Raw genomic sequence first — 19,168 nt, forward strand, 5'->3', positions numbered from 1 at the left:
TTCTGAACTCAGTTCGCAGAGAGAAGAAGACGCAGTGCCGCCAACACCCGTCGCGGGTTCCTGCGGTGCATCGCCATGCCCAGCCAATAGGCCGATTCTTCACGGGCCATGCCATCAATACCTCGGGCGCAGTTCTCCATGAATGACACGTTGCGCATGGGAGCCAACAGCTTGAACAGCAGACCTATCGCCATCGCGAGATCTTCAGAAAGAGCGTCTCGCCGGCTCTCGCCCTTTTTGAGCTTGGCCAGGCTCACCTTTTCGGCTTTCAACTTCCGAAGAACAGAACCCTCAACGATGAGGAGTTTGTGTCCACTCAAACCAGCGACCCGCTTGGGCTCCTTGAGCTCCGGAGTAGCTGTGCTGGGCACCTGCCACACCTCCAGCTCCAGATCGCTGGGGCCGCGCTGCTTGCTGCGCAGTTCGTAGGCCGGGCGGCCAGAAGCGATCGCCTGCGTCATGGGTTGGTGAGCTCCAGGCGGATCGTGGCGGTCTGGGCGCTGAGACCTGCTCGGGTGAGGCGCGTAATCCAGGCCTCGCCGCCGTCATCCCAGCGCAAGGGAGGCTCGTATCGGAGCTGATAGGTGATGTCTAGTGACCTCTCCCCGCCTCGCCGCCATTGGCCCTCGATGAAGCCCCGCAGATGGGTTGCCTCCTCGGGAGTGCCGTTGAAGTCGAAGCTCCATTCGGCATTGCCGTCACCACTGCTCCAGCCGCCTTCCATCATTTCCACCCGCACCGTGGCGTCAGGCTCGGCCTTGAGCAAAGCCATGGGAAGGAAGCCATCGCCACTGTTCATCCGCCAGGTGAGGCTCTTGATCCCCTGGCCCGAGCTGCTCACCTGCTGGGCCAGCTGGGTGAGGGCTGTCTTCACGTTGTCGGTGCGCTCGATCACCCCAGGCCCTGGAGGTGGCGAAACGCCTGCTCCGCCACCGCCGGTGCTGATGGAGCCAAGTCCTACCTGAAAAGTGGTTCCCATCTCTTCCCTTCCGGTCACCGGAGTTGTTACTCCCTCACCGCCAAAGACGGTGGGTTGATCCACACCTGACTCAGCGGCTGAAGCTGATGTTTTCGGCGGCCAGACGCTTACCTCCAGCGCCTTCTCCATCATGTAAACCTTGCCGTCCTCACTGATCGAGATGGATCCGGGTGGTAAGCCCTGGCTTTCGAGGCGATCGCCTTCCTTGTAAACGAACAGGCCCTGATCCAGGCCCATGCGCAAGCATTTCTTGAGCACTTCATCTCCCAGCAGGATCGGCAGCGCCGGATCGCGGTAGTACTCGTTGCGCAGATCCCGCGTGCTCATCACCCCCATGCGCTTGAGGGGTGTCTTGTCGGCCATGTAATTCGGGGCCGGCGGCGCGTCATCCGCCAACACAAGCTCCCGGGCTTCCCGCAGCACCCGCTCCACCTGTTTCTGGCCCACCCCAGGCTCACTGCTGGCGTTGGTGACGGTGATCGCAGCGTGGGTGAGAGGTACCTCGGGCCACTGGCCCCGCTCGGGATAAAACACGTGCCGATAGCACTGCTGCACTGCCAGGGCGAAACCCTGCTGAGCCTGGCCGTAGCGCTCTTTCACCTGGTCCTGTTGGTGTGACTGGAGGCTCGCGAATAAATCCCCCTGCTGCATCTGCTGCAGCGCCAGGTAGGTGCGGGCCTTGCGCAGCATGTCGTCCACCTGCAGAGCATCGGCGCAGACGAACACCAGGTTGTTGCGGTTCAGGCGCACATTGGCGTTGTCACCCTTCTCTTTGAACAGCCGCTGCACAAGTTCCGGCAGCTGGATGCTCGCCTGTTCCACGGTGTGGCCTTCCCAGTGGATCACTGCCAGGTATGGCCCATCCGTGTCGTCTGGGATCTCAGCCGGGCTGGAGGGGAACAGCACAGGCTCCAGCCGTTGCTTGGCGAAGATCGTGCCGATGCGTCGGTTCAGCTCCTCGCGCACGCTTTCCAGATCGAACTGTCCCTCCCGTTTCCTGACCATTTGGTTGAGGTTGGCGTCGGTGAGGAAGCGCAGCTTGCTGTTGCCGCTGTCGTCGAGATACTCCGACTCTTCCTGGAGGAGGCGCACCGCCTTATCAACAAAAGCCGGATCCACTGCCGGGGCATAGAGGCTGTAGTTCAGCTCCAGGCGGCTAAGGCCCTTCAGCGGTTCGTTAAATGCCAGGGAGTGAAACAGCACCGTGCGCGCTGCCATCGATCCGTAGGGCTCCATCCCCGTGAACTCCTGGGCATCCAGCCTCTGGGCAAGGGCATTTCCTCCCTCGCCCTGTGTGGTGGACACATCTGCCCTGATCGCCGGGATGAAGGCCTGCAAGCCCAGCTTGGTGGAGAGCTCCAGCCGAATCCGCGTATTGCCCGGATCGATGTGGTGGAGATGAACAGCCGTGACACCCGGTGGCTGTTCACGCCAGAGCTGGCCAAGGGTCTGAGCCAGCAACCGCAGCATGCCCCGGACTCGCTGGAAGTTCTCCAGGGTGGAGGTCTTCTGCATCAGGGTGTCGATCAGCTCCGGGTGAAGCGGATAGCCCTTGCGCAAATTGGCAGCGCGATCATCGCTTTGCCCCAACGGCGGCAAGGCCTCAGCGGTGCGGCTCCAGAGGTCCTGGTAGGCCTGAACCACCTCCTCCACCCGGCTGTGATCGATCGACTCGAACAGGCGGCGTGTCAGCACCTGAACCGTTTCGTCTTCGCTGGTGGGGGTAAGAGCCGTGATCTGCCGGCCCGTAACTGACTGCAGCTCAGAGAAAATCCGATCAATCCGCTGGTTTTCCTCCCCATAGGCATCCACCGTCTGGCCGCCCTTGCCAAGAGCCAGGGTGAACACCAGCACTGCCTGAGGGGAGGAGTTCACCGCCTTGATCAGGTCGGTGAGGAAGGGGGTGAGCTGCTCGGCTGCCTGGCCAGCGGCAGGGCCCTTGATCTTGCGCAGATAGATCGAAAGCTCATCGATCAGGATCAGCACCGGCCGATCACCGATCAGCTCCCGCAGGGTTTCAGCGCCCGGAGGAGACGCTCCGAGACGGTCGCTGTTGCGGATGCGCTCGTAGCCCGCCGGGCCTGCCAGCTGCACAGCAAGCTCACCCCAGGGAGTGAAGGCGAGCACGTTGCCCTCCATGCGCCGGCCATTCATCGGGTCGGCGTTCTCCCCGTCGAAGGCCGCCACCGTGACCTTCTGGCTAGGCAGGCGGGCGGGATCAATGAACTCCGCCAGGTTCGGGATCTGATCAGCCGCCGTGAGGATATGGTTCAGGCCGATCAAGGCATGGGTCTTACCGCCGCCGTAGCTGGTATCGAGCCGGAGGATGCTGCCCAACTGGCTGCTGGAGCTGGTGAGCCTGTCCACCACCGCCAAGAACAGATCCCGCAGGCCTTTTGTGGGATGCGTATTCGCGAAGAACAGGGCCGGGTTCTTGTAGAGCTCTGGAGCCGTGCCCTTCAGCACCTGGCTCAGGTCGGCAGCAAAGTCCTCATCGCGGATCCTCCCTTCCAAAACATCGGCCCGTGGCCGGCAGAGCTCGTAAATGTTTGGCGTATTCATATCGGCACTGAGCTCTGAAAGAGCAAATCAGGTTCTGTGTTCCTGTTGTCTATTTCAGATCCAGTTGTGGCTCTTGCCATCCCCTGAATGGGGGAGACAGAGGTGGCAATTCGGCAAAGACGATTGATCTGCTCGGCCTCCGCCACCGTGTTGGCGATACCGCTGGCCAGGCTGGGTGAACCCACCACGATCGAGAGGCATTGGGCCCGGCTGATCGCCACGTTCAAGCGGTTGGGTTCCAGCAGAAAGCTCAGCCCCCGTGGTGCTTCATCACCACTGCTCGCCGTGAGCGAGTGGATGGCAACGGGGGCCTCCTGGCCTTGGAACTTGTCCACCGTGCCCACCCGGGCTTTGCCATTCAGCCGTTGCTGCAGCCGGTTCACCTGCACGTTGTAGGGCGCCGTCACCAGGATTTTGTCTGGCGTCAGCTTGCCTTCTGCGATGCCGCCGGCTTTGGCGTGTTGGTAGTAGTCCCCTAGTAGGGCATCGACAAGATCTTCGATTCGGTTGATTTCTTCCTCGCTGCAGACGCTGTTGCCGCTGTGCTCCACCGGATCAAACAGCAGGCCTTGCCCTGGGTATAGCTGTCCGCAACTGCTTTGGCAGGGTTTGGCCCATTCGATGCGATTTCTGCAATTGGCGGAGCTGGCCTTCAGCCGGCCCTCATAAAACAGCGCACTCACCATTGCGGTGAGGCTTGGTTCCATCCGCCAGCTGGTGGAGAGAAACACGCCGCGATCGCTTGGCACCACCGAGGCCCCCTCCATCCAATACTCCAGGCAGCTCTGACCTGAATCCCCTGGATGATCGGCCTGGGAGGGCTGGGCCAATTGCTGTTGATCGCCCACCAGCAAGATCGAGCGGGCACAACGTGCCATCACCAACAGATTGGCGAGCGACATCTGCCCCGCCTCATCCACAACCAGCCAATCGAACTGATCCGCCAGCTCCTCTTTGCAGAACATCCAAGTGGTGCCGCCCACCACCGCCATGGCATCGCTGAGTTGACCGGGCTTAACCACGCTGATGCCTTCGGTTGTCAGCGCGTCTTCCTTGCTGTTGCTGCACTTCACCACCTCGCCCGCCACCCCCGAAGCGCTGCAGGTGCTCCTGGCTTTCTTGAGAAGGTTGTTGATAGCGGCGTGGCCGTTCGAGCTGATCGCCACCCGTTGGCCTGATGCCACCAGTTGGGCAATCACCTGGCCCGTGACGGTGGTTTTTCCCGTCCCAGGAGGGCCCTGCAGCGCCAGACTGATGCCTGAGTGCTCCTTCAGAAACCCCGCCAGGGCATCGGCAACGGCGTTGGGATCTCCGGCAATCGCTGCATTGAGCTCTTGTAGTGCTGGCAACGGGTGCCGTTCCAGCAGTTGCAGGATTGCCGGTGGGATCGGCTGGTGCTCGTGCACCCACGCCATGGCCTGCTCCTCCAGCCGTTCGCGCAGGCTCTTGCTGATGTCGGCCGGCACCTTGATCACCGAGGTGGCGTCTTTGGGGATGCCTTCGCCGTCGCCATTGGCGAGGCGTTGATCGCGTTTGCTCCAGGGCAGCTTCAGGCTCAGCGTTCCCCGTTCGGCATCGAGCGCATCCACATCCAGCTTCAGGCCGGTGGCGGGCAGTTCCACCGTCAGCCGACTGTCGCCAGCACCGGCATGCAATTTCAGCGGTTGGCTGGGGTCAAAGCGGAAGTGGTGGATGTCGGCGCCGGTGCGGGCACTGGGTCGTTCGTCCATCCCCACCCATTGGGCGTCGGCGATCGCTTCGCCGTCGTCGATCAGCTCCGCTGGGCTGAGTTCGGCCTTGGTCCGGCGATCGAAATAGGCCCACCAGCCCACCTTGGCTTCGCGGTGATGGAAGGGAAGCAGCTGAGCCAGCAGCCTTTGGGCCCGCCAGCTCATCCCGCGTGGCCCCAGTGCACCCTCATCTGCCAGGTGGTCGGGAATCTCTTCGAGCAGCTGTTGGCTGAGCAGCTCGAGGGGTTGTGGTTCCCGGGGCTCCTGATCAGCCTCATCCAGAGGCAGCTGCAGGGGCTGTTCCGGCAGGCCTTGCTCACGCCTGAGCTTCAGCAGCCAGTCGTGCAGGTACACCGTGCTTTCACAGTCTTCGCGGTTGTAGTCCTCAATCGCCTGCAGCTTCGGGCTGGCTTTAGGTGCTTCACCGGGTAACTCCGGCTCGCCGGAGAGCTGCCAGTGCAGGTAAGCCACCACCGAATCGCCGGCGTTGGTCACCCCCGCTTGGCGTTGCTCCATATAAAGGTGCTCCACCTTCTTGATCGAGTAACTCGGCTCACCCAGAACGATCGCGCTGGTCACCACCGGCAGTAGGTCCACCAGTAGGCCGCTGCGTAGCCAAGCGTCGATCTCCGCTTCCCGCGTGGCATGCTGCTGCGCCAGCCGCCGCATCGCTGTTTTTTCGTAGGCCGCGTAGTGGTGGACGTGCAGGCCGGGATGGCTCCGCCGCCGCGCTTCCACCCAATCCACCCAGCCTTCAAAGGCGTTTTTCTCTTCCTTTTCGTTGTGGGCCCACCAGCCTTTGAAGCGGGGTTTGCCCTCCGGGCTGTCGCGGTAGCAAGCGCCGAAGAGGTATTCGAGCTTGGTTCCCGCAACGGAATCCTGGATGCCCTCCATGTCGAACCAGATGTCGCCGGGATCCGCTGCCGGCAGTGCTCCCAATCCTTTGCCCTCCACCAGCGGCCGAAGCCGATAGGCCGGCCGGCCGTTGGCATCCACAGGCGTGAGCTGCAATTCCGCCTGCTGACGCAGCTCATGCAAGGTCTCGCCAGACAGCCCTTTCACACTGCTGCCAGCCGGCAAGGCCGCCAGCTGTTCGATCGTGCTGATGCCTTCGGAGCGTAGTTTCTGGCGTTGGCTCTGGCGCATGCCCGCCACAAGCATCAGATCGCGCTGCTGCTCGAGCCGTTCGTTGATGAATGCCGTCCAGCCGCCGTGATCACCAGGGGCATTCTCCGGCACTTGGCTGGGGTCAAAACTCTCTTGAAACGCCGCAAAGCGTTGACGCAGCAGTTGATACCAGGCCCAGAATTGATCGGTGGCGTAGCGCTGAAACTTGCCACCGCCGAGATAGAGCTCGAACTGATTGGGGCGATACCCCAGCAGCGGAGTGAGCAGTTCGCAGTAGGCCGACGCTTGAACCAGGAAGGTGGTTTTGGGCTTACTCGCCAGCTTGCATTCAATCGGGATGTAGCTCCAATTGCCCAGGGCCGATGGCTGCTCGATCTTGCGCAACAGATCAGCACTGCCGCGCATGCCGCCGTGGCAAATAGATGCTTGATGGATGAAGTCGAACCCCTCCGCCATCGCAGCCTGGGTGGCGGCGTAGTCGGCTTCGGTTTGTTTGCCGGGGAGCCGGGCAATGCTGTGGCCCTCCTTTTCCAGCTTGTTAAGTAACACCTGCTCATGGCGCAGGCCGTCGGCAAACAGTTGCTGATCCAGCTCACTCACCGCTGGCTTGGTCTCATCAAACAGCTTGCGCGCTTCCAGCTCCTGCCACCACGCGCCGATCACCGGGCTGATCGAAAACATCGATAGCTGGCTCGGTGTGATCAAGCGGACGGGCATGGTCGATATCAATGCCTCATCAGTTTGTTCAATTCTTAAATGGATGAGATCACCCAAATGGGGGATTTAGTCATTCATTGTTCGATCCAAACTCATCAGACAAGTCCAAATCGAAGAATGTCATCCATTAACCCGATCAGTAATCAGGATTTGCAGTTGGACGACATCCCGGATCCCGATGTCAATTGGGATGCATGGAGTCGCTTTGCTCACACAATCAACGGCTACGACGTTCAAGGTGGATTTAAACCTTGTGCCGATTTAGCCAACGGTGGAGAGGCCAAAACACTCACGGAACTTCGCTGTGCCTTGTTCTTTGAAGCGCGCCGAGAACGTCATAGCGGCGGGATGTCTACCGATCAGTCGTTAATCCGTGAGCTACTTGGAGCGATTCGGCAAAAAGTGGACGCTCGAGAGTTGGCGTAGGAGCTGTTCTTAGCTCTGATGGCGCTCTGGATAACTCTGCGTCCAAGCTTCTGTTGGTTGGCCTTGAGGCACCAACTCTTGGTAAACCGCGCTGGACAGAATTTCTTGCACCGCTTCTTCCAGCTTTTGCACCGACCGGCTCTCAGGTAGCCGATCCACCAGTTCCTGATGCATCCGCAGTAAATACCAAGCGGAACCCTCCAGGCCAGCATTGAATTTGCTCCACATCGCTGGATGTTTGCGGGCATCCATCACCATGTCGCCAGCGTTGTGGGCCTTGTCGGCCGCTGTCACGAGAAGGGATGTCAATGGTTTCTTCTGTAACGACGCCAAATAGCGGGTCTTACGCAGCAGCCAGGGTTCTTTTTCTCCAAATGCAGCATCAGGGCTTGTGTCGGTGCAGTCCCGCACGATGTCGGCCACCGCCTCCCCAAAGCGCTTGGTGATCGAAGCATGGGTTTGGTCAGCGTCTTCGATGGCGTCGTGCAGCAGCGCAGCGATCGCCTGATCTTCATCGCCACCGTCTTCCCACACCAACGCGCTAACGCTGATCAGATGGGAGATGTAGGGAACAGTTTTTCCTTTGCGCCGTTGTTTGCGATGCAACGCCTCTGTCCAGAGCAGTGCTTCCCCGTAACGGGGAGTGATTGTCATTTCAGTTCCAAGAGGGTTTTGAGCATGGCCACAAGCTCCTTTTTGCTGAAGCTCTCGAGCGGTGGAGGTGGTGCCTGAATGCCTTGAGCTTCCAAGGTTTTGCACAGCTCCGCTTTCTTCTGTTTGGAGAAGCCCTTGATTCCGTTCTCTTTGCAGAGGCGCTTGAGCGTGGTCACGGTTTGCTGCTTGAAACTGCCCTTGCCCAGCAGCGCTTTGGCATTCACCTGGCCCGTGAGTTGAGCCTCAGCAGGCACAACTCCAGAGGTTGCAGCTTTGAGCTCCTGGTCCATCTCACGCAGCGCTCTGGCGTCGGACTCCGCAACGGATTTCAGGTTGGCGCGGAGGGCTTCAGCGAGTCGTCCCATCGATTCCGTCCTCGAGCGTGGCCTGCATCGTTTGCTGTTTCTCAACGATCGCTTCGAGTTGCTGCTTCGTCGAGGTCCAGCGGCGAATGAAGGTGGCAACCGCTTTCACGAGGCGACCAATGAAACTGCCGCCTTGGTAAGTCCGGCGCCCCATCTGATAGGCCCCAAATTCGTTCACCAGATCGTCGCCAGCGTCTTCCAGTTCGCCCACAACATTGGTGACGATCTCCAGCATCTCGTAGGCCTCCTGTCTGATGGATGCCTCGCGGGTGGCAATCTCTCTGAGCTTCGTTTCGAGCTGTTGCATCGCTGCTCGATTGCGATCGGCTTTGCCCCTGTAAAGCCCCCGACTCACCATCAGGCTGCGATAGCTCTTGCGCAGTTCGAGGTAAACAGCATCCAGCTCGCCCCGTTGCAGCTCAGTCGGTTCTGCTGGAAACGTCCCGGTAGAAGGAAACGACGTTGTCATATGGATCCCACAGGTGCTTTTAAGAGCATGCAGGAGGTTTCGACTTTTTAGATCCCCCACTCAGGGGATATTCAGGATTCGCATCAGCTCAGGTTTTGTCCGACAGCTCAGAAATTTCAAACCTTCAACCAAAGACCTCTCGGATGATTTCGTTCGAGCGGAAGCGGTGATGGTCGGAATAGGTCTTCCGGAGCATGTCTTCAGAGGTTGAGAGGAGTCCTGCAATCTGGAGAAGGTCGAGTTGTTTCACTTCCAGCAGTCGTCTTGCAGCGTTGTGCCGAAGAGTGCGTAGCCCGATGAGATCGCGATCAGCTTTCAATCCGTGATCTTCTGAGAATTCTCTCCAGATCCACCCATGAATGGCATTTAGTTCTTGTTCTGTTCTCCTCTGTTGATCTTGGTTGGGTTTCTCATCCCATGGGCTGGCGGCATCTCGGAGGCGTTGAGGAGGAGTGCTCAGTTTTTCAATCCCAACGGCTTCTAGAAGCTCTCTCCATGAAGGGCAGAGTTGGGCTTGTCGATTCCTACCCCTCTTGCTGTCACGGCATTCCACATAACCCCCAACGGCTACTTCCACGCTGCCTGGCGAAGTCCACAACAGTTGTGACGCCATCACCATCGCTCCACGCGCACCGGTAAGAGCGACCCAAGAGGTGAGCCAAGCGGCTGCATGAGCAAGCTCAGAGGTTTCAGCTCGATCCCAGAGTTTCAAAATGACGCGCTGTACCTCATCAGGATCAATCGGTCTTCCCTGCCCTGCCTGAGGTTCTTGGTAAGCAAACTCCTTGCCAGGGTTCAGTTGCTTGCCATCCGTCGCGATCCCAAAGATCAAGCAGGCAGCGGAGATGGCGTCTCGACGACTTCTCGCTTCTGCTGGCCAACTCGCGATCCAACGCAGCAAATCCTCTCGGCTCGTAGCCCTGCCGTTGTTCTCGGAGAGCCACTGAACGCAGCCCTTAAGCCACTTCACGCGACGAGCAGCGTGCTTCTCAGAGTTGCCGTCTGTTTCGATGCGACTTAATGCATGTCGTAGATGGATGCCCAAAGAACTGCCAACCGGACCACCTGCATTCCTGCTGATGTTGCTGTCGAAGTCCGCTAGTGCCTGATCGATGGCACGAGAAATAGCAAGGTCTGTGTCCTCATAGGACGCGGTGAGTTTCAGCCACTTCTGGTCACCACCCCCATCAGGTCGCGTCCTGAACGAGAGATAGACCAAATCCTGACCATTCGGTCTGGTTTTACGTCTGAGGGACAGCCCGTGTCGCTCTGGATGAACAGTCCGGAGATACTGGGAGAGCTGCTTCAGCCTTGCGCTGTTTCGGCGTTGCCCAGTGGTGTCTGTCATCTAGGGACAGGGCGGCTTATCTGCCTAGTTTATCCCTAAAATGTCCCTAAAGCCACTTGCACAAGGTTATGCCCACTTGCACAACCTGATACCACGGAACAGTCGATTTGAGTGATGGCAAGCGATCTGAGTGCAACTGAGGGCATCTCGCCAGCTGATCAACGCTGGCCTTGGTGGCCGCTGCTGCCGTTGTACCCCTACGGCAAGCGAGCCACCCATGTTGAAGAGCTGATCCCCGGACAGGTGTGGAGCTTTGAGCAGCTCCAAGGCGTTTATTACGTGGCCGTGCCGATCCGACTCACCGTGGTGAAGGTAACCGGTGGCTTGATGTTGATCAACCCGTTGCCGCCCACGGTTGAGTTATGCGCCGCGATCAAAGAACTCGAAGCCGAGCATGGCCCCGTCTGCACGATCGTGCTGCCCACCGCTTCTGGTTTGGAGCACAAATTGCCGTTGTCGGCGCTGGCGCGTGCGTTCCCAAAGTCCGAGCTTTGGGTGTGCCCCGGGCAGTGGAGTTTTCCGGTGCAACTTCCGCTGAGTTGGCTTGGCATTCCGTCTAGTCGGACCCGGATATTGCTTGAAGATGGCGTTCCCCATCCCGACGTTTGCGACTGGATTTCGCTGGGTCCACTGGACCTCGGCGTGGGTCGCTTTCAGGAGATCAGTTGTTTGCATCGCCCGTCCGCTGCCCTAGTGGTGACGGATGCCTTGGTTGGCATCGCGGCCAACCCCCCCGCCATTTTTGATCGAGATCCAACCCCCTTGTTGTTTCATTCCCGCGAGCGGGGCGATGAACCTTTGGCCGACAGCCTGGAGGCCCGTCGCCGGGGCTGGGCTCGGTTGGTGTTGTTTGCGTCCTATTTGAGGCCCGAACCCTTGGTGGTTCCCTCGTTTGCGGATGTTTTACGGCATGCGATGAAGCCTGGCTTGCGCTCCGCCCGTGCCCATTTCGGCCTCTATCCGTTCCAGTGGGAGCCCGATTGGCGTTCGGCCGCCAATGCGTTGATGGGAGAGCAGGAGCCCCACCTCCAGGTGGCGCCGGTGCTTGAGCGTTTGGTGCTGCCGCGGGCTCGGGCCACGCTTTTGGCCTGGTTAGATCAACTGTCGCAACGCTCTGAACTTTGCTGGCTGGTGCCCGCCCACTACAGCGCTCCGCTCAGTTTCACCCCTGAGCGCATCCAGGAACTACGCGGCCAATTAACCCAACGAGATTGGGCTCCCAGCACCGGTAGTTGGGAATTTCTGGGTTCGATTGATCAACAACTCCTTGATTTAGGGGTTGTTCCAAAACAGATCTAGTGATCACTTGCGTGTTTCCATAATCTGATGAATATCATTCTGCTCTCATCTAAGGATCACTGGCTGGATGATCATTCAGTGTTACTTCGTGATCAACGTGCCATCCATATTTGCGATGTTTTGAAATCAACTGTGGGGGACCAACTGCGTGTTGGTTTGAGAGATGGCCTGCAAGGCCAAGGCGAGGTGACATCGATCCAGGATGGTGCGGTGCAATTAAGCGTTGAACTCCACGATTCACCCCCACCTCGCCATCATTTTGATCTTGTTTTAGCCCTGCCTCGGCCCAAAATGTTGCGCCGAATTTTTCGCGCTGTTGCTGAATTTGGTGTCCAAAATCTCTACCTAATCAACAGCGCCAGGGTGGAAAAAAGTTATTGGCAGAGTCCGTTATTACAAGTCGATGCAATTGATCAAGCCTTGGTCGCTGGTATGGAACGGTCGCGGGATACCATCGCGCCGCGTGTTCATTTGTGCCCCCGATTTCGACCGTTTGTGGAAGACCAACTCATTCAGATTTGTGCAGGACGCCCCTGTTGGATTGCTGATATGGAGGCCCCAATCGCCCTATCGGATTGCTCTTCAACCCCAGCGGTGGTGATGATCGGGCCGGAGGGTGGTTTTGTTCCGTTTGAAATCCAATTGGCGGAAACAACGATCGCCCAACGCATCAATCTCGGCACTCGAATTTTGAGCGTTGATACGGCCCTTACAACCGTTCTTGCCCAAGCGCTCCCAGGTTCAAACGAGCTTTGAATGTGGTTGCCTTAAAAAAGGCAAACTATCAAAGATTGAGTTCGTCGTCGTCGACGGCCATTTGCTCATCAGCGAACAGGGTTTCTTCCAACTCCTTGCGCTGCTCCATTTGACGCAAGAAATACCCAGTCATCATTGCGGAGGCCAGCATGTTCGCGAGGTTGTCGCGATTGGCCGTCACCTTCACTTCAAAGTGCTCACCGGGCAACACACCCAACAACCCTTGAACGTTGTGCCGAATGATGTCTTGAATATCGTTGCTGGCTGATTTCGCGACACGTTGAAGGGTGTCGGGAGACTGATCCTGCAGATACTGAATCAGGCTGTTTCCCGCTTGTCCGTCACTGTTGTCTGTGGCCAGGAACTCGGGGTTAAACATCCCGTGTGCTCTGCATCCGTTTCCCGACACTAACCCAAGCCCTTGGTTTCAACCGCGATCTGAGGTGGGGGACAACCGTATCGGACCGAACCGTCGAAGCGGCCAGTACCGCCAAATCGCGGTACCGATCACGTTCTGTTCCGGCAGCGTTCCCCACAGATGGGAATCCAGGCTGGCATTGCGGTTGTCTCCCATGACCCAAAGCTGATCCTCCGGCACGGTGATCGCTGCCATGGCGTAATCCATGCGTTCCGACAGCCACGGTTCATTGACGGGCTCTCCATTGCGGATCAGCACGCCCCCCTCAACGGCCACGACATCTCCAGGGAGGCCCACCAAACGCTTGATCAAAGCCGCTTTGGCGTCGTAGCCCGAAGCAATCAAGGCCTCGGGCGGTTCGAACACCACCACATCATTGCGATGCAGGTGGTTGTGTTGAATCCGCTGAACGCGTGGACGCACTTTCTCCACCAGGATTCGATCTTGCAACTGCAGCGTGGGCAACATCGATCCGGATGGGATCCAGCGGGGTTCGAGCACATACCACCGCAACAACAGGGCAAGAACGGCCCAGAGAATCAAGCTGCGCCAGAAGCCTTTGTTCTGATCAGTGTTGGAAGGAGGCGTGGGATTGGTCATCGTTGACCGAAGATCACACAAGCTTGGCCTGTTCCCCTGTCGATTGCCCGCGACAATCTCCATGCCTCTCTAACCCTGTTGAAGGGCTTGATCGAGCTTGGTCTGCGCCGTTTGGTGCTCTGTCCTGGGAGTCGTTCTGGATCGTTAGCGACAGCAGCTGGTTTGCTGGCGTCGTCTGGGCAGCTTCAGCTCAACACTGCCATTGATGAACGGTCGGCAGCATTTTTGGCATTGGGGCTGGCTACCGCTGGTGGCACCGGCGTGGCTGTGGTGACCACCTCGGGAACGGCGGTCGCCAATCTGCTGCCCGCGGTGATTGAAGCTGATCGGTCCTGTCAACCGTTGCTCGTTATCACCGCTGATCGTCCGATCCGACTCAAGGCGTGTGGCGCCAATCAAACGGTGAATCAGGAGCACTTTTTGCGTCCCGCCTGTCGTTGGTTTGGCGATGGTGCCCCTGAGGGGTTGCATGCCATGGCCTCCCCTGCCGTGCTTGAGCTTGCGGCTCAGGCCTGGAGCCAGGCCCACGGGTCGAATCAAGCGGTAGATCAAGCGGCAGCGGGCCCCGTGCATCTCAACCTTCCCGTGGAGGAACCGATCCATGCAGCGCTGGCAGAGCATCAGCCACTGCTGGATGCCGTCTTAGCCCACGACGAAGCATTGCTTTTCCCCCTCCGGCCGTCGACGACCCAATCCCATCGCGATGTCCCCCGATTGGATCCATCGCGGCCCGGTGTCGTCATTGCTGGCCCATGGCGTGGTCTGTCTCAAGATCTCTCCGTTTATCAGCAGGCCGTTCGCGCTTGGTTGGTGTGCAGCGGCTGGCCTCTTTTGGCCGATCCCTTGGCTGCTTTGCCCGTCGACCTGCCAGGACGATTGCACCATTGGGACCTACAGCTCGAGCAGCTCACCAGCCCTGAGCCCTTGCAGGTGTTGCGGCTGGGCCCGTTGCCCGCGAGCCGACGTTTAGAGGTCTGGCTCCAGCGCAACTCAGGTGATCAAGTGCTGATCACAGAGGGGGAGCCGCGCTACTTGGATCCCCTGGGGTTGGCCAAGCAGTGGAGCGGTGGACTCGCGGCGTGGTGTTCTGCGCAGCCGTTGGATCAAGCTTCGCGGCCACTATCTGCAGACCACTCGGCTTGGTTGCGGCGCGACCAGGGTTTGGGTCTTTGGCTGGAAGAACAGTTGGTGCCCGAGGGTCCCGTTTCTGAACCCGCCTTGGCGTTTCAACTGGCAGACCTGTTGCCGCCTGGCCTTCCGGTGATGCTTGCCGCCAGTTCTCCCGTGCGCGATTGGCTCACCTGGAGCGGCCGGGCCGGAAGCAACCGCCGCTGTTTCAGCTTTCGCGGGGCCTCTGGCATCGATGGCACCTTGTCGTTGGCCATGGGACTCGCCCTTGAAACGGGTCCGATGCTCCTGGTTACGGGCGATTTAGCCTTACTTCACGACAGCAACGGTTGGTTGCACGGCCAATCGGATGGCCCGCCATTGGTGGTGCTGCTGATCGATAACGGTGGGGGGGGCATCTTCCAGCAACTCCCGATTGAACAAGATTCGCCACAGCGGTTTGATGCGTTGTTTGCCATGCCCCAGCGGGTGAATCCCATCGCCCTGGCGGCGGCCCACGGTGTGCCAGGTCGCTCCATCGCAGCGATCGACGATCTGCCTGAGGCGCTCTCCTGGGCCTTGGCTCAGCAAGGTCCGGTGTTGCTGCGGGTGTGCACGGATCGCCATGCCGATGCTGCATTTCGCCGCAAGCTTCGTTTGGCTGCCCAGAATGTTGAGCCTGGGGTTTAGGAGCTATGGCCGAATCGCAACAGGTTCTACCCGGGGCGTCGTTGACCGAATGGCAGCCGTGGGGCACCTACCAAGACATCTTGGTGGACCGCTCCGCGGAAGGGATTGCCCGGGTCGCGATCAATCGCCCCGCCAAGCGCAATGCCTTCCGCCCTCAGACGGTGAATGAGCTCTGTGATGCGTTCACCCGCATCCGCGATGACCGGGCCATCGGTGTGGTGCTGTTCACAGGGGTTGGTCCGGCTGAGGATGGCGCTTATGCCTTTTGCTCTGGCGGTGACCAGAGCGTGCGTGGCGATGGTGGTTACGTCGGTGACGATGGCCTTCCGAGGCTGAACGTCTTGGATTTGCAGCGGATCATTCGCAGCCTGCCCAAGGTGGTGGTCGCTCTGGTGGCGGGGTATGCCATGGGTGGTGGACAGGTGCTTCATCTGCTGTGCGATCTCAGCCTGGCGGCCGACAACGCCGTTTTTGGCCAAACCGGCCCAAAGGTTGGCAGTTTTGATGGGGGGTTTGGTGCTGGTTATTTGGCCCGGGTGGTCGGTCAGCGCAAAGCCCGGGAAATTTGGTTTCTGTGTCGGCGCTATGGCGCCAAGGACGCCTTGGAGATGGGTTTGGTGAATGCTGTGGTGCCCCTCGAAGAGCTCGAAGCGGAGGGGGTGCGCTGGGCTCGGGAGGTGATGCAACACAGCCCGACGGCGATTCGGTGTTTGAAGGCCGCCTTCAACGCCGAAACCGATGGCCTGGCTGGCCTTCAGGAATTGGCCGGCAATGCCACCCACCTCTTCTATCGAACGGATGAGGCGATGGAAGGGCGCGATGCCTTTCTTGAAAAACGTCCTCCCGACTTCGGCCAAACGGGCTGGTTACCTTGATTTAATGATTCCGTCGCCATTGCCAGAGCCCATACCGCTGTTGCAGGCAGCGTCGATGGACACAGTGATGGCCGCGTTGGTGGCTGTGCCCAAGCAGCTGCGTCAAAAGCCAGGCCTTCACGTGGTGATGTTGCGCGACCGCCGTCGCGTGTTGCTGCTCGAGAGTGGCGCCTTGCGACAAGCGTTCCCTGTGGCCATTGGAATGCCCGGCTGGGAAACCCCCACCGGTCGCTTCAAGGTGTTGGAAAAAATCGACAACCCGGTGTGGGTGCATCCGGTGTCCGGTGATCGCGTTGCCGACCAGAGCAGTGCGAATCCCCTCGGCAGCCACTGGATTGGCTTTCACCGTGATTGCCGTGGCCGTGATGCCCATGACGGTGATCAATGGATCACGATTAAGGGCTGCACCAGCACTGGATTTCATGGAACACCCCACCGCTGGACGGTGGGTCGGGCGGTGTCCCACGGCTGTGTTCGTCTACTGAATGAAAATGTGAGCACCCTTTACGGCCAAGTGAAGCTGGGAACGCCAGTCACTGTGCTGCCTTGAGACGGGACCAGATCGGCAAATCCCCCGTAAAGTCGCCGCGCTAACGCTGTATCTCATCCATGCGCATCCTGTTCGCTGCCGCGGAATGCGCGCCGATGATCAAGGTGGGTGGAATGGGCGATGTGGTCGGCTCGTTACCTCCCGCCCTGGCCAAGCTCGGCCACGATGTACGCCTGATCATGCCGGGCTACAGCCAGCTTTGGAGCAAGCTTCAAATTCCTGATGAGCCGATCTGGCGGGCTCAAACCATGGGAACGGAATTTGCCGTTTATGAGGCAAAGCACCCCACCAATGGCATGACTATTTATCTGGTGGGGCATCCCGTTTTCGATCCAGAGCGCATTTACGGCGGCGAAGACGAAGATTGGCGCTTCACCTTTTTTGCCAGCGCAGCGGCGGAATTCTCATGGAACGTGTGGAAGCCCCAGGTGCTGCATTGCCACGACTGGCATACCGGCATGATTCCGGTCTGGATGCATCAAGACCCAGAGATCAGCACCGTTTTCACGATCCATAACCTCAAATACCAAGGTCCGTGGCGCTGGAAGCTGGATCGGATCACCTGGTGCCCTTGGTACATGCAGGGGGATCACACCATGGCCGCTGCCCTGATCAATGCGGATCGGGTGAATGCGGTATCTCCCACCTATGCCCAAGAGATCCGCACCGCTGAATACGGTGAAAATCTCGATGGCCTGCTCAATTTTGTGTCGGGCAAATTGCGCGGCATTTTGAACGGCATTGATCTCGAGGCGTGGGATCCCGCCACCGATAAGGCGCTCCCCGCGAACTACAGCGCCGCAGACCTCACCGGCAAGGCGGTTTGCAAAAAGGTGCTTCAAGAGCGAATGGGGCTGGAGGTGCGCGATGACGCATTCCTGCTCGGGATGGTGACACGTCTGGTGGATCAGAAAGGTGTTGATCTCCTTCTGCAGGTCGCCGACCGCTTGCTCTCCTACACCGACTCGCAAATCGTGGTGTTGGGAACGGGCGATCGTGGCCTTGAATCAGGCCTTTGGCAGCTGGCCTCCCGCTATCCGGGTAAGTGCGCTGTTTTTCTGACCTATGACGATGATCTTTCCCGTCTGATCTACGCCGGCAGCGATGCGTTCCTGATGCCAAGTCGCTTCGAGCCCTGCGGCATTAGTCAGCTCTATGCCATGCGTTATGGCTCCGTGCCTGTGGTGCGGAAAGTGGGTGGTTTGGTCGACACCGTTCCCCCCCACGACCCAAATGCGGATCGGGGCACTGGATTTTGCTTCGACCGTTTCGAGCCAGTGGACTTCTACACGGCCCTGGTGCGTGCTTGGGAGGCTTACCGCCATCGCAGTAGCTGGCAAGACCTCCAGAAACGCGGCATGACAGAGGACTACAGCTGGGATCGTTCCGCCGTGGAGTACGACTTGATGTACAAAGACGTTTGTGGCATCAAGGAGCCCACTCCCGACGCAGCGTTGCTTGAGCAGTTCTCCCGGGGCCAAGACGCGGATCCGTCCCGCGCTGATCAGATCGATATGGAACCGTCCAGCAGCAGCCCCGCGCCGATGACGCCCCCCGGACGGAATCCATTAAACCGACTGTTTGGCCGTCGGTCTGGTTAACTCCCCTTGAGCGTGCAGGTCGGCAGCGAATCAGATCCCCGTCAGGAGCCAGGCAACCTCCCGGCTCCCTACGTCAGTCCATGGTTGGAGTTTGCCCGCAATCTGCAGGCATTGCTTGCGGATCTGCAGTTACGGGCGCAGGAGCTTTGGCGGCGAAACGGTGAGGGGGACCTCTCCGTTCCAGGCTTTTGGCCGCGGAACCTCGCTTCGATTTTTTGGCCTGTCGTTCTTGTCTTGGTGGTGGCTGTGCCTCTGGCCAGTCTGCGCTGGTGGCAGAGCGCCCATCCCACCCTTCCTGAACCAGTGCCGGGTGTTGTGGCCAGAGATGGGCTTGTGCTGGATGGCGTCCTTCCGGAAACGGTTGTCCAGGAACCACTCCTCCCAGAGCCGCTGATCACCCCGCAACCGCAGCCAGCGTTGGAGCCCGAACCAACGCTGCTCGACTTCGAGGATCCACCCCTTCCCGAGCTCGATCTCAACCCCTTGTTGGATCTGTTCTTGGATGGATCGGCCCCTGAAGGGTTGTTGGCATCGGCCACACCCCAACCGGCGCAAAACCGACTGGTGCTCCAGGTTTCGGATGCCTGGAACAACCTAGGGCCATCGGTGCGAACCTCCATCGCCGAAGACTGGCAGCAGCGGTCTAGGGATTTGGGCTATAGCAGCTTGCAACTTGTTGATGGTCAGCAGACGCTTTTGGGGCGCTCGGCTCGCGTTGGGAGCGGCATGATTTTGTTTGAGTCCAACTCAGTGGGATGACCATCACTGTTCGTCAGCTGATCGCCTGCTGGGGAGCTCCGTTGGGGCCAATTCCAGATCCTGATATGGCCCTCGGTCGGATCTGTACCGACAGTCGCTCGCTCCAACCTGGTGACTTTTTTGTGCCCCTCGTTG

Annotated in this window: 17 protein-coding genes; 8 read left to right on the plus strand and 9 right to left on the minus strand. The window is 59.3% G+C overall.

All coding sequences use genetic code 11. The features are described from left to right. Positions 1–8: 8 nt before the first annotated feature. From BL107_RS07005 to BL107_RS07015, 3 genes are read right to left on the minus strand one after another with little or no spacing between them, the layout of a single operon-like run. Positions 9–461, minus strand: coding sequence for a hypothetical protein (locus tag BL107_RS07005; protein WP_009789600.1), 453 nt, complete (start codon positions 459–461; stop codon positions 9–11). After that, a complete protein-coding gene (locus tag BL107_RS07010) occupies positions 458–3,541 on the minus strand; it encodes an ATP-binding protein (protein WP_009789601.1) in 3,084 nt (1,027 codons plus the stop codon). Before BL107_RS07010 ends, BL107_RS07005 begins: the two co-directional genes overlap by 4 nt. Then, positions 3,538–7,116, minus strand: coding sequence for a TM0106 family RecB-like putative nuclease (locus BL107_RS07015; protein ID WP_009789602.1), 3,579 nt, complete (start codon positions 7,114–7,116; stop codon positions 3,538–3,540). Before BL107_RS07015 ends, BL107_RS07010 begins: the two co-directional genes overlap by 4 nt. A 117-nt stretch (positions 7,117–7,233) precedes the next feature. On the opposite strand from BL107_RS07015, the gene BL107_RS07020 reads away from it, so the two are divergent. Beyond that, a complete protein-coding gene (locus BL107_RS07020; protein ID WP_009789603.1) occupies positions 7,234–7,542 on the plus strand; it encodes a hypothetical protein in 309 nt (102 codons plus the stop codon). Between the two features lie 9 nt (positions 7,543–7,551). Here the strand turns inward: BL107_RS07020 and BL107_RS07025 are convergent, their stop codons facing one another. The 4 genes from BL107_RS07025 to BL107_RS07040 form a co-directional block, all read right to left on the minus strand. After that, positions 7,552–8,196, minus strand: coding sequence for an HD domain-containing protein (locus tag BL107_RS07025; RefSeq protein WP_009789604.1), 645 nt, complete (start codon positions 8,194–8,196; stop codon positions 7,552–7,554). Further along, positions 8,193–8,561 (minus strand): hypothetical protein, encoded by a 369-nt coding sequence (locus tag BL107_RS07030; protein ID WP_009789605.1) that lies wholly within the window; start codon positions 8,559–8,561, stop codon positions 8,193–8,195. Before BL107_RS07030 ends, BL107_RS07025 begins: the two co-directional genes overlap by 4 nt. After that, on the minus strand, positions 8,545–9,030 hold the full coding sequence (locus BL107_RS07035; protein WP_009789606.1) for a hypothetical protein: 486 nt from the start codon (positions 9,028–9,030) through the stop codon (positions 8,545–8,547). Before BL107_RS07035 ends, BL107_RS07030 begins: the two co-directional genes overlap by 17 nt. A 124-nt stretch (positions 9,031–9,154) precedes the next feature. Continuing rightward, complete coding sequence (locus BL107_RS07040) at positions 9,155–10,378, minus strand: hypothetical protein (RefSeq protein WP_009789607.1); 1,224 nt, start codon at positions 10,376–10,378, stop codon at positions 9,155–9,157. A 114-nt stretch (positions 10,379–10,492) separates the two neighbouring features. On the opposite strand from BL107_RS07040, the gene BL107_RS07045 reads away from it, so the two are divergent. Both BL107_RS07045 and BL107_RS07050 read left to right on the plus strand, forming a co-directional pair. Then, positions 10,493–11,677 (plus strand): DUF4336 domain-containing protein, encoded by a 1,185-nt coding sequence (locus BL107_RS07045; protein WP_009789608.1) that lies wholly within the window; start codon positions 10,493–10,495, stop codon positions 11,675–11,677. A gap of 27 nt (positions 11,678–11,704) precedes the next feature. After that, positions 11,705–12,433 carry a 16S rRNA (uracil(1498)-N(3))-methyltransferase gene (locus BL107_RS07050; RefSeq protein ID WP_009789609.1) on the plus strand — a complete coding sequence of 243 codons (729 nt, stop codon included), beginning with the start codon at positions 11,705–11,707 and terminating at the stop codon, positions 12,431–12,433. 28 nt (positions 12,434–12,461) lie between these two features. Here BL107_RS07050 and BL107_RS07055 read toward each other — a convergent pair whose 3' ends face one another. Together BL107_RS07055 and lepB are read right to left on the minus strand one after the other, a co-directional pair. Then, positions 12,462–12,812 carry a DUF760 domain-containing protein gene (locus BL107_RS07055; protein WP_009789610.1) on the minus strand — a complete coding sequence of 117 codons (351 nt, stop codon included), beginning with the start codon at positions 12,810–12,812 and terminating at the stop codon, positions 12,462–12,464. 48 nt (positions 12,813–12,860) lie between these two features. Then, complete coding sequence (gene lepB / locus BL107_RS07060; RefSeq protein ID WP_009789611.1) at positions 12,861–13,451, minus strand: signal peptidase I; 591 nt, start codon at positions 13,449–13,451, stop codon at positions 12,861–12,863. Positions 13,452–13,529: 78 nt separating this feature from the next. On the opposite strand from lepB, the gene menD reads away from it, so the two are divergent. The 5 genes from menD to BL107_RS07085 are packed head-to-tail and all read left to right on the plus strand — an operon-like array spanning position 13,530 to position 19,033. Then, entirely contained in the window at positions 13,530–15,248 is a 1,719-nt protein-coding gene (menD, locus tag BL107_RS07065; RefSeq protein WP_009789612.1) for a 2-succinyl-5-enolpyruvyl-6-hydroxy-3-cyclohexene-1-carboxylic-acid synthase, read from the plus strand. Between the two features lie 5 nt (positions 15,249–15,253). Next, positions 15,254–16,123, plus strand: coding sequence for a 1,4-dihydroxy-2-naphthoyl-CoA synthase (gene menB, locus BL107_RS07070; protein ID WP_009789613.1), 870 nt, complete (start codon positions 15,254–15,256; stop codon positions 16,121–16,123). A gap of 4 nt (positions 16,124–16,127) precedes the next feature. Beyond that, the gene (locus tag BL107_RS07075) at positions 16,128–16,673 is read left to right on the plus strand and encodes a L,D-transpeptidase (protein WP_037988245.1); all 546 of its coding nucleotides are present in this window, start codon (positions 16,128–16,130) and stop codon (positions 16,671–16,673) included. Positions 16,674–16,732: 59 nt separating this feature from the next. Next, the gene (gene glgA, locus BL107_RS07080; RefSeq protein WP_009789615.1) at positions 16,733–18,274 is read left to right on the plus strand and encodes a glycogen synthase GlgA; all 1,542 of its coding nucleotides are present in this window, start codon (positions 16,733–16,735) and stop codon (positions 18,272–18,274) included. A gap of 12 nt (positions 18,275–18,286) precedes the next feature. Further along, entirely contained in the window at positions 18,287–19,033 is a 747-nt protein-coding gene (locus BL107_RS07085; RefSeq protein WP_009789616.1) for a hypothetical protein, read from the plus strand. Positions 19,034–19,168: the final 135 nt, after the last annotated feature.

Source organism: Synechococcus sp. BL107 (assembly GCF_000153805.1).
Lineage (GTDB): Bacteria > Cyanobacteriota > Cyanobacteriia > PCC-6307 > Cyanobiaceae > Parasynechococcus.

Excerpts from the sequence above, each read along its gene's own strand:
- BL107_RS07005 (WP_009789600.1), bottom strand. The coding sequence starts at position 461 with ATGACGCAGGCGATCGCTTCTGGCCGCCCGGCCTACGAACTGCGCAGC.
- BL107_RS07010 (WP_009789601.1), bottom strand. The coding sequence starts at position 3,541 with ATGAATACGCCAAACATTTACGAGCTCTGCCGGCCACGGGCCGATGTT.
- BL107_RS07015 (WP_009789602.1), bottom strand. The coding sequence starts at position 7,116 with ATGCCCGTCCGCTTGATCACACCGAGCCAGCTATCGATGTTTTCGATC.
- BL107_RS07020 (WP_009789603.1), top strand. The coding sequence starts at position 7,234 with ATGTCATCCATTAACCCGATCAGTAATCAGGATTTGCAGTTGGACGAC.
- BL107_RS07025 (WP_009789604.1), bottom strand. The coding sequence starts at position 8,196 with ATGACAATCACTCCCCGTTACGGGGAAGCACTGCTCTGGACAGAGGCG.
- BL107_RS07030 (WP_009789605.1), bottom strand. The coding sequence starts at position 8,561 with ATGGGACGACTCGCTGAAGCCCTCCGCGCCAACCTGAAATCCGTTGCG.
- BL107_RS07035 (WP_009789606.1), bottom strand. The coding sequence starts at position 9,030 with ATGACAACGTCGTTTCCTTCTACCGGGACGTTTCCAGCAGAACCGACT.
- BL107_RS07040 (WP_009789607.1), bottom strand. The coding sequence starts at position 10,378 with ATGACAGACACCACTGGGCAACGCCGAAACAGCGCAAGGCTGAAGCAG.
- BL107_RS07045 (WP_009789608.1), top strand. The coding sequence starts at position 10,493 with ATGGCAAGCGATCTGAGTGCAACTGAGGGCATCTCGCCAGCTGATCAA.
- BL107_RS07050 (WP_009789609.1), top strand. The coding sequence starts at position 11,705 with ATGAATATCATTCTGCTCTCATCTAAGGATCACTGGCTGGATGATCAT.
- BL107_RS07055 (WP_009789610.1), bottom strand. The coding sequence starts at position 12,812 with ATGTTTAACCCCGAGTTCCTGGCCACAGACAACAGTGACGGACAAGCG.
- lepB (WP_009789611.1), bottom strand. The coding sequence starts at position 13,451 with ATGACCAATCCCACGCCTCCTTCCAACACTGATCAGAACAAAGGCTTC.
- menB (WP_009789613.1), top strand. The coding sequence starts at position 15,254 with ATGGCCGAATCGCAACAGGTTCTACCCGGGGCGTCGTTGACCGAATGG.
- BL107_RS07075 (WP_037988245.1), top strand. The coding sequence starts at position 16,128 with ATGATTCCGTCGCCATTGCCAGAGCCCATACCGCTGTTGCAGGCAGCG.
- glgA (WP_009789615.1), top strand. The coding sequence starts at position 16,733 with ATGCGCATCCTGTTCGCTGCCGCGGAATGCGCGCCGATGATCAAGGTG.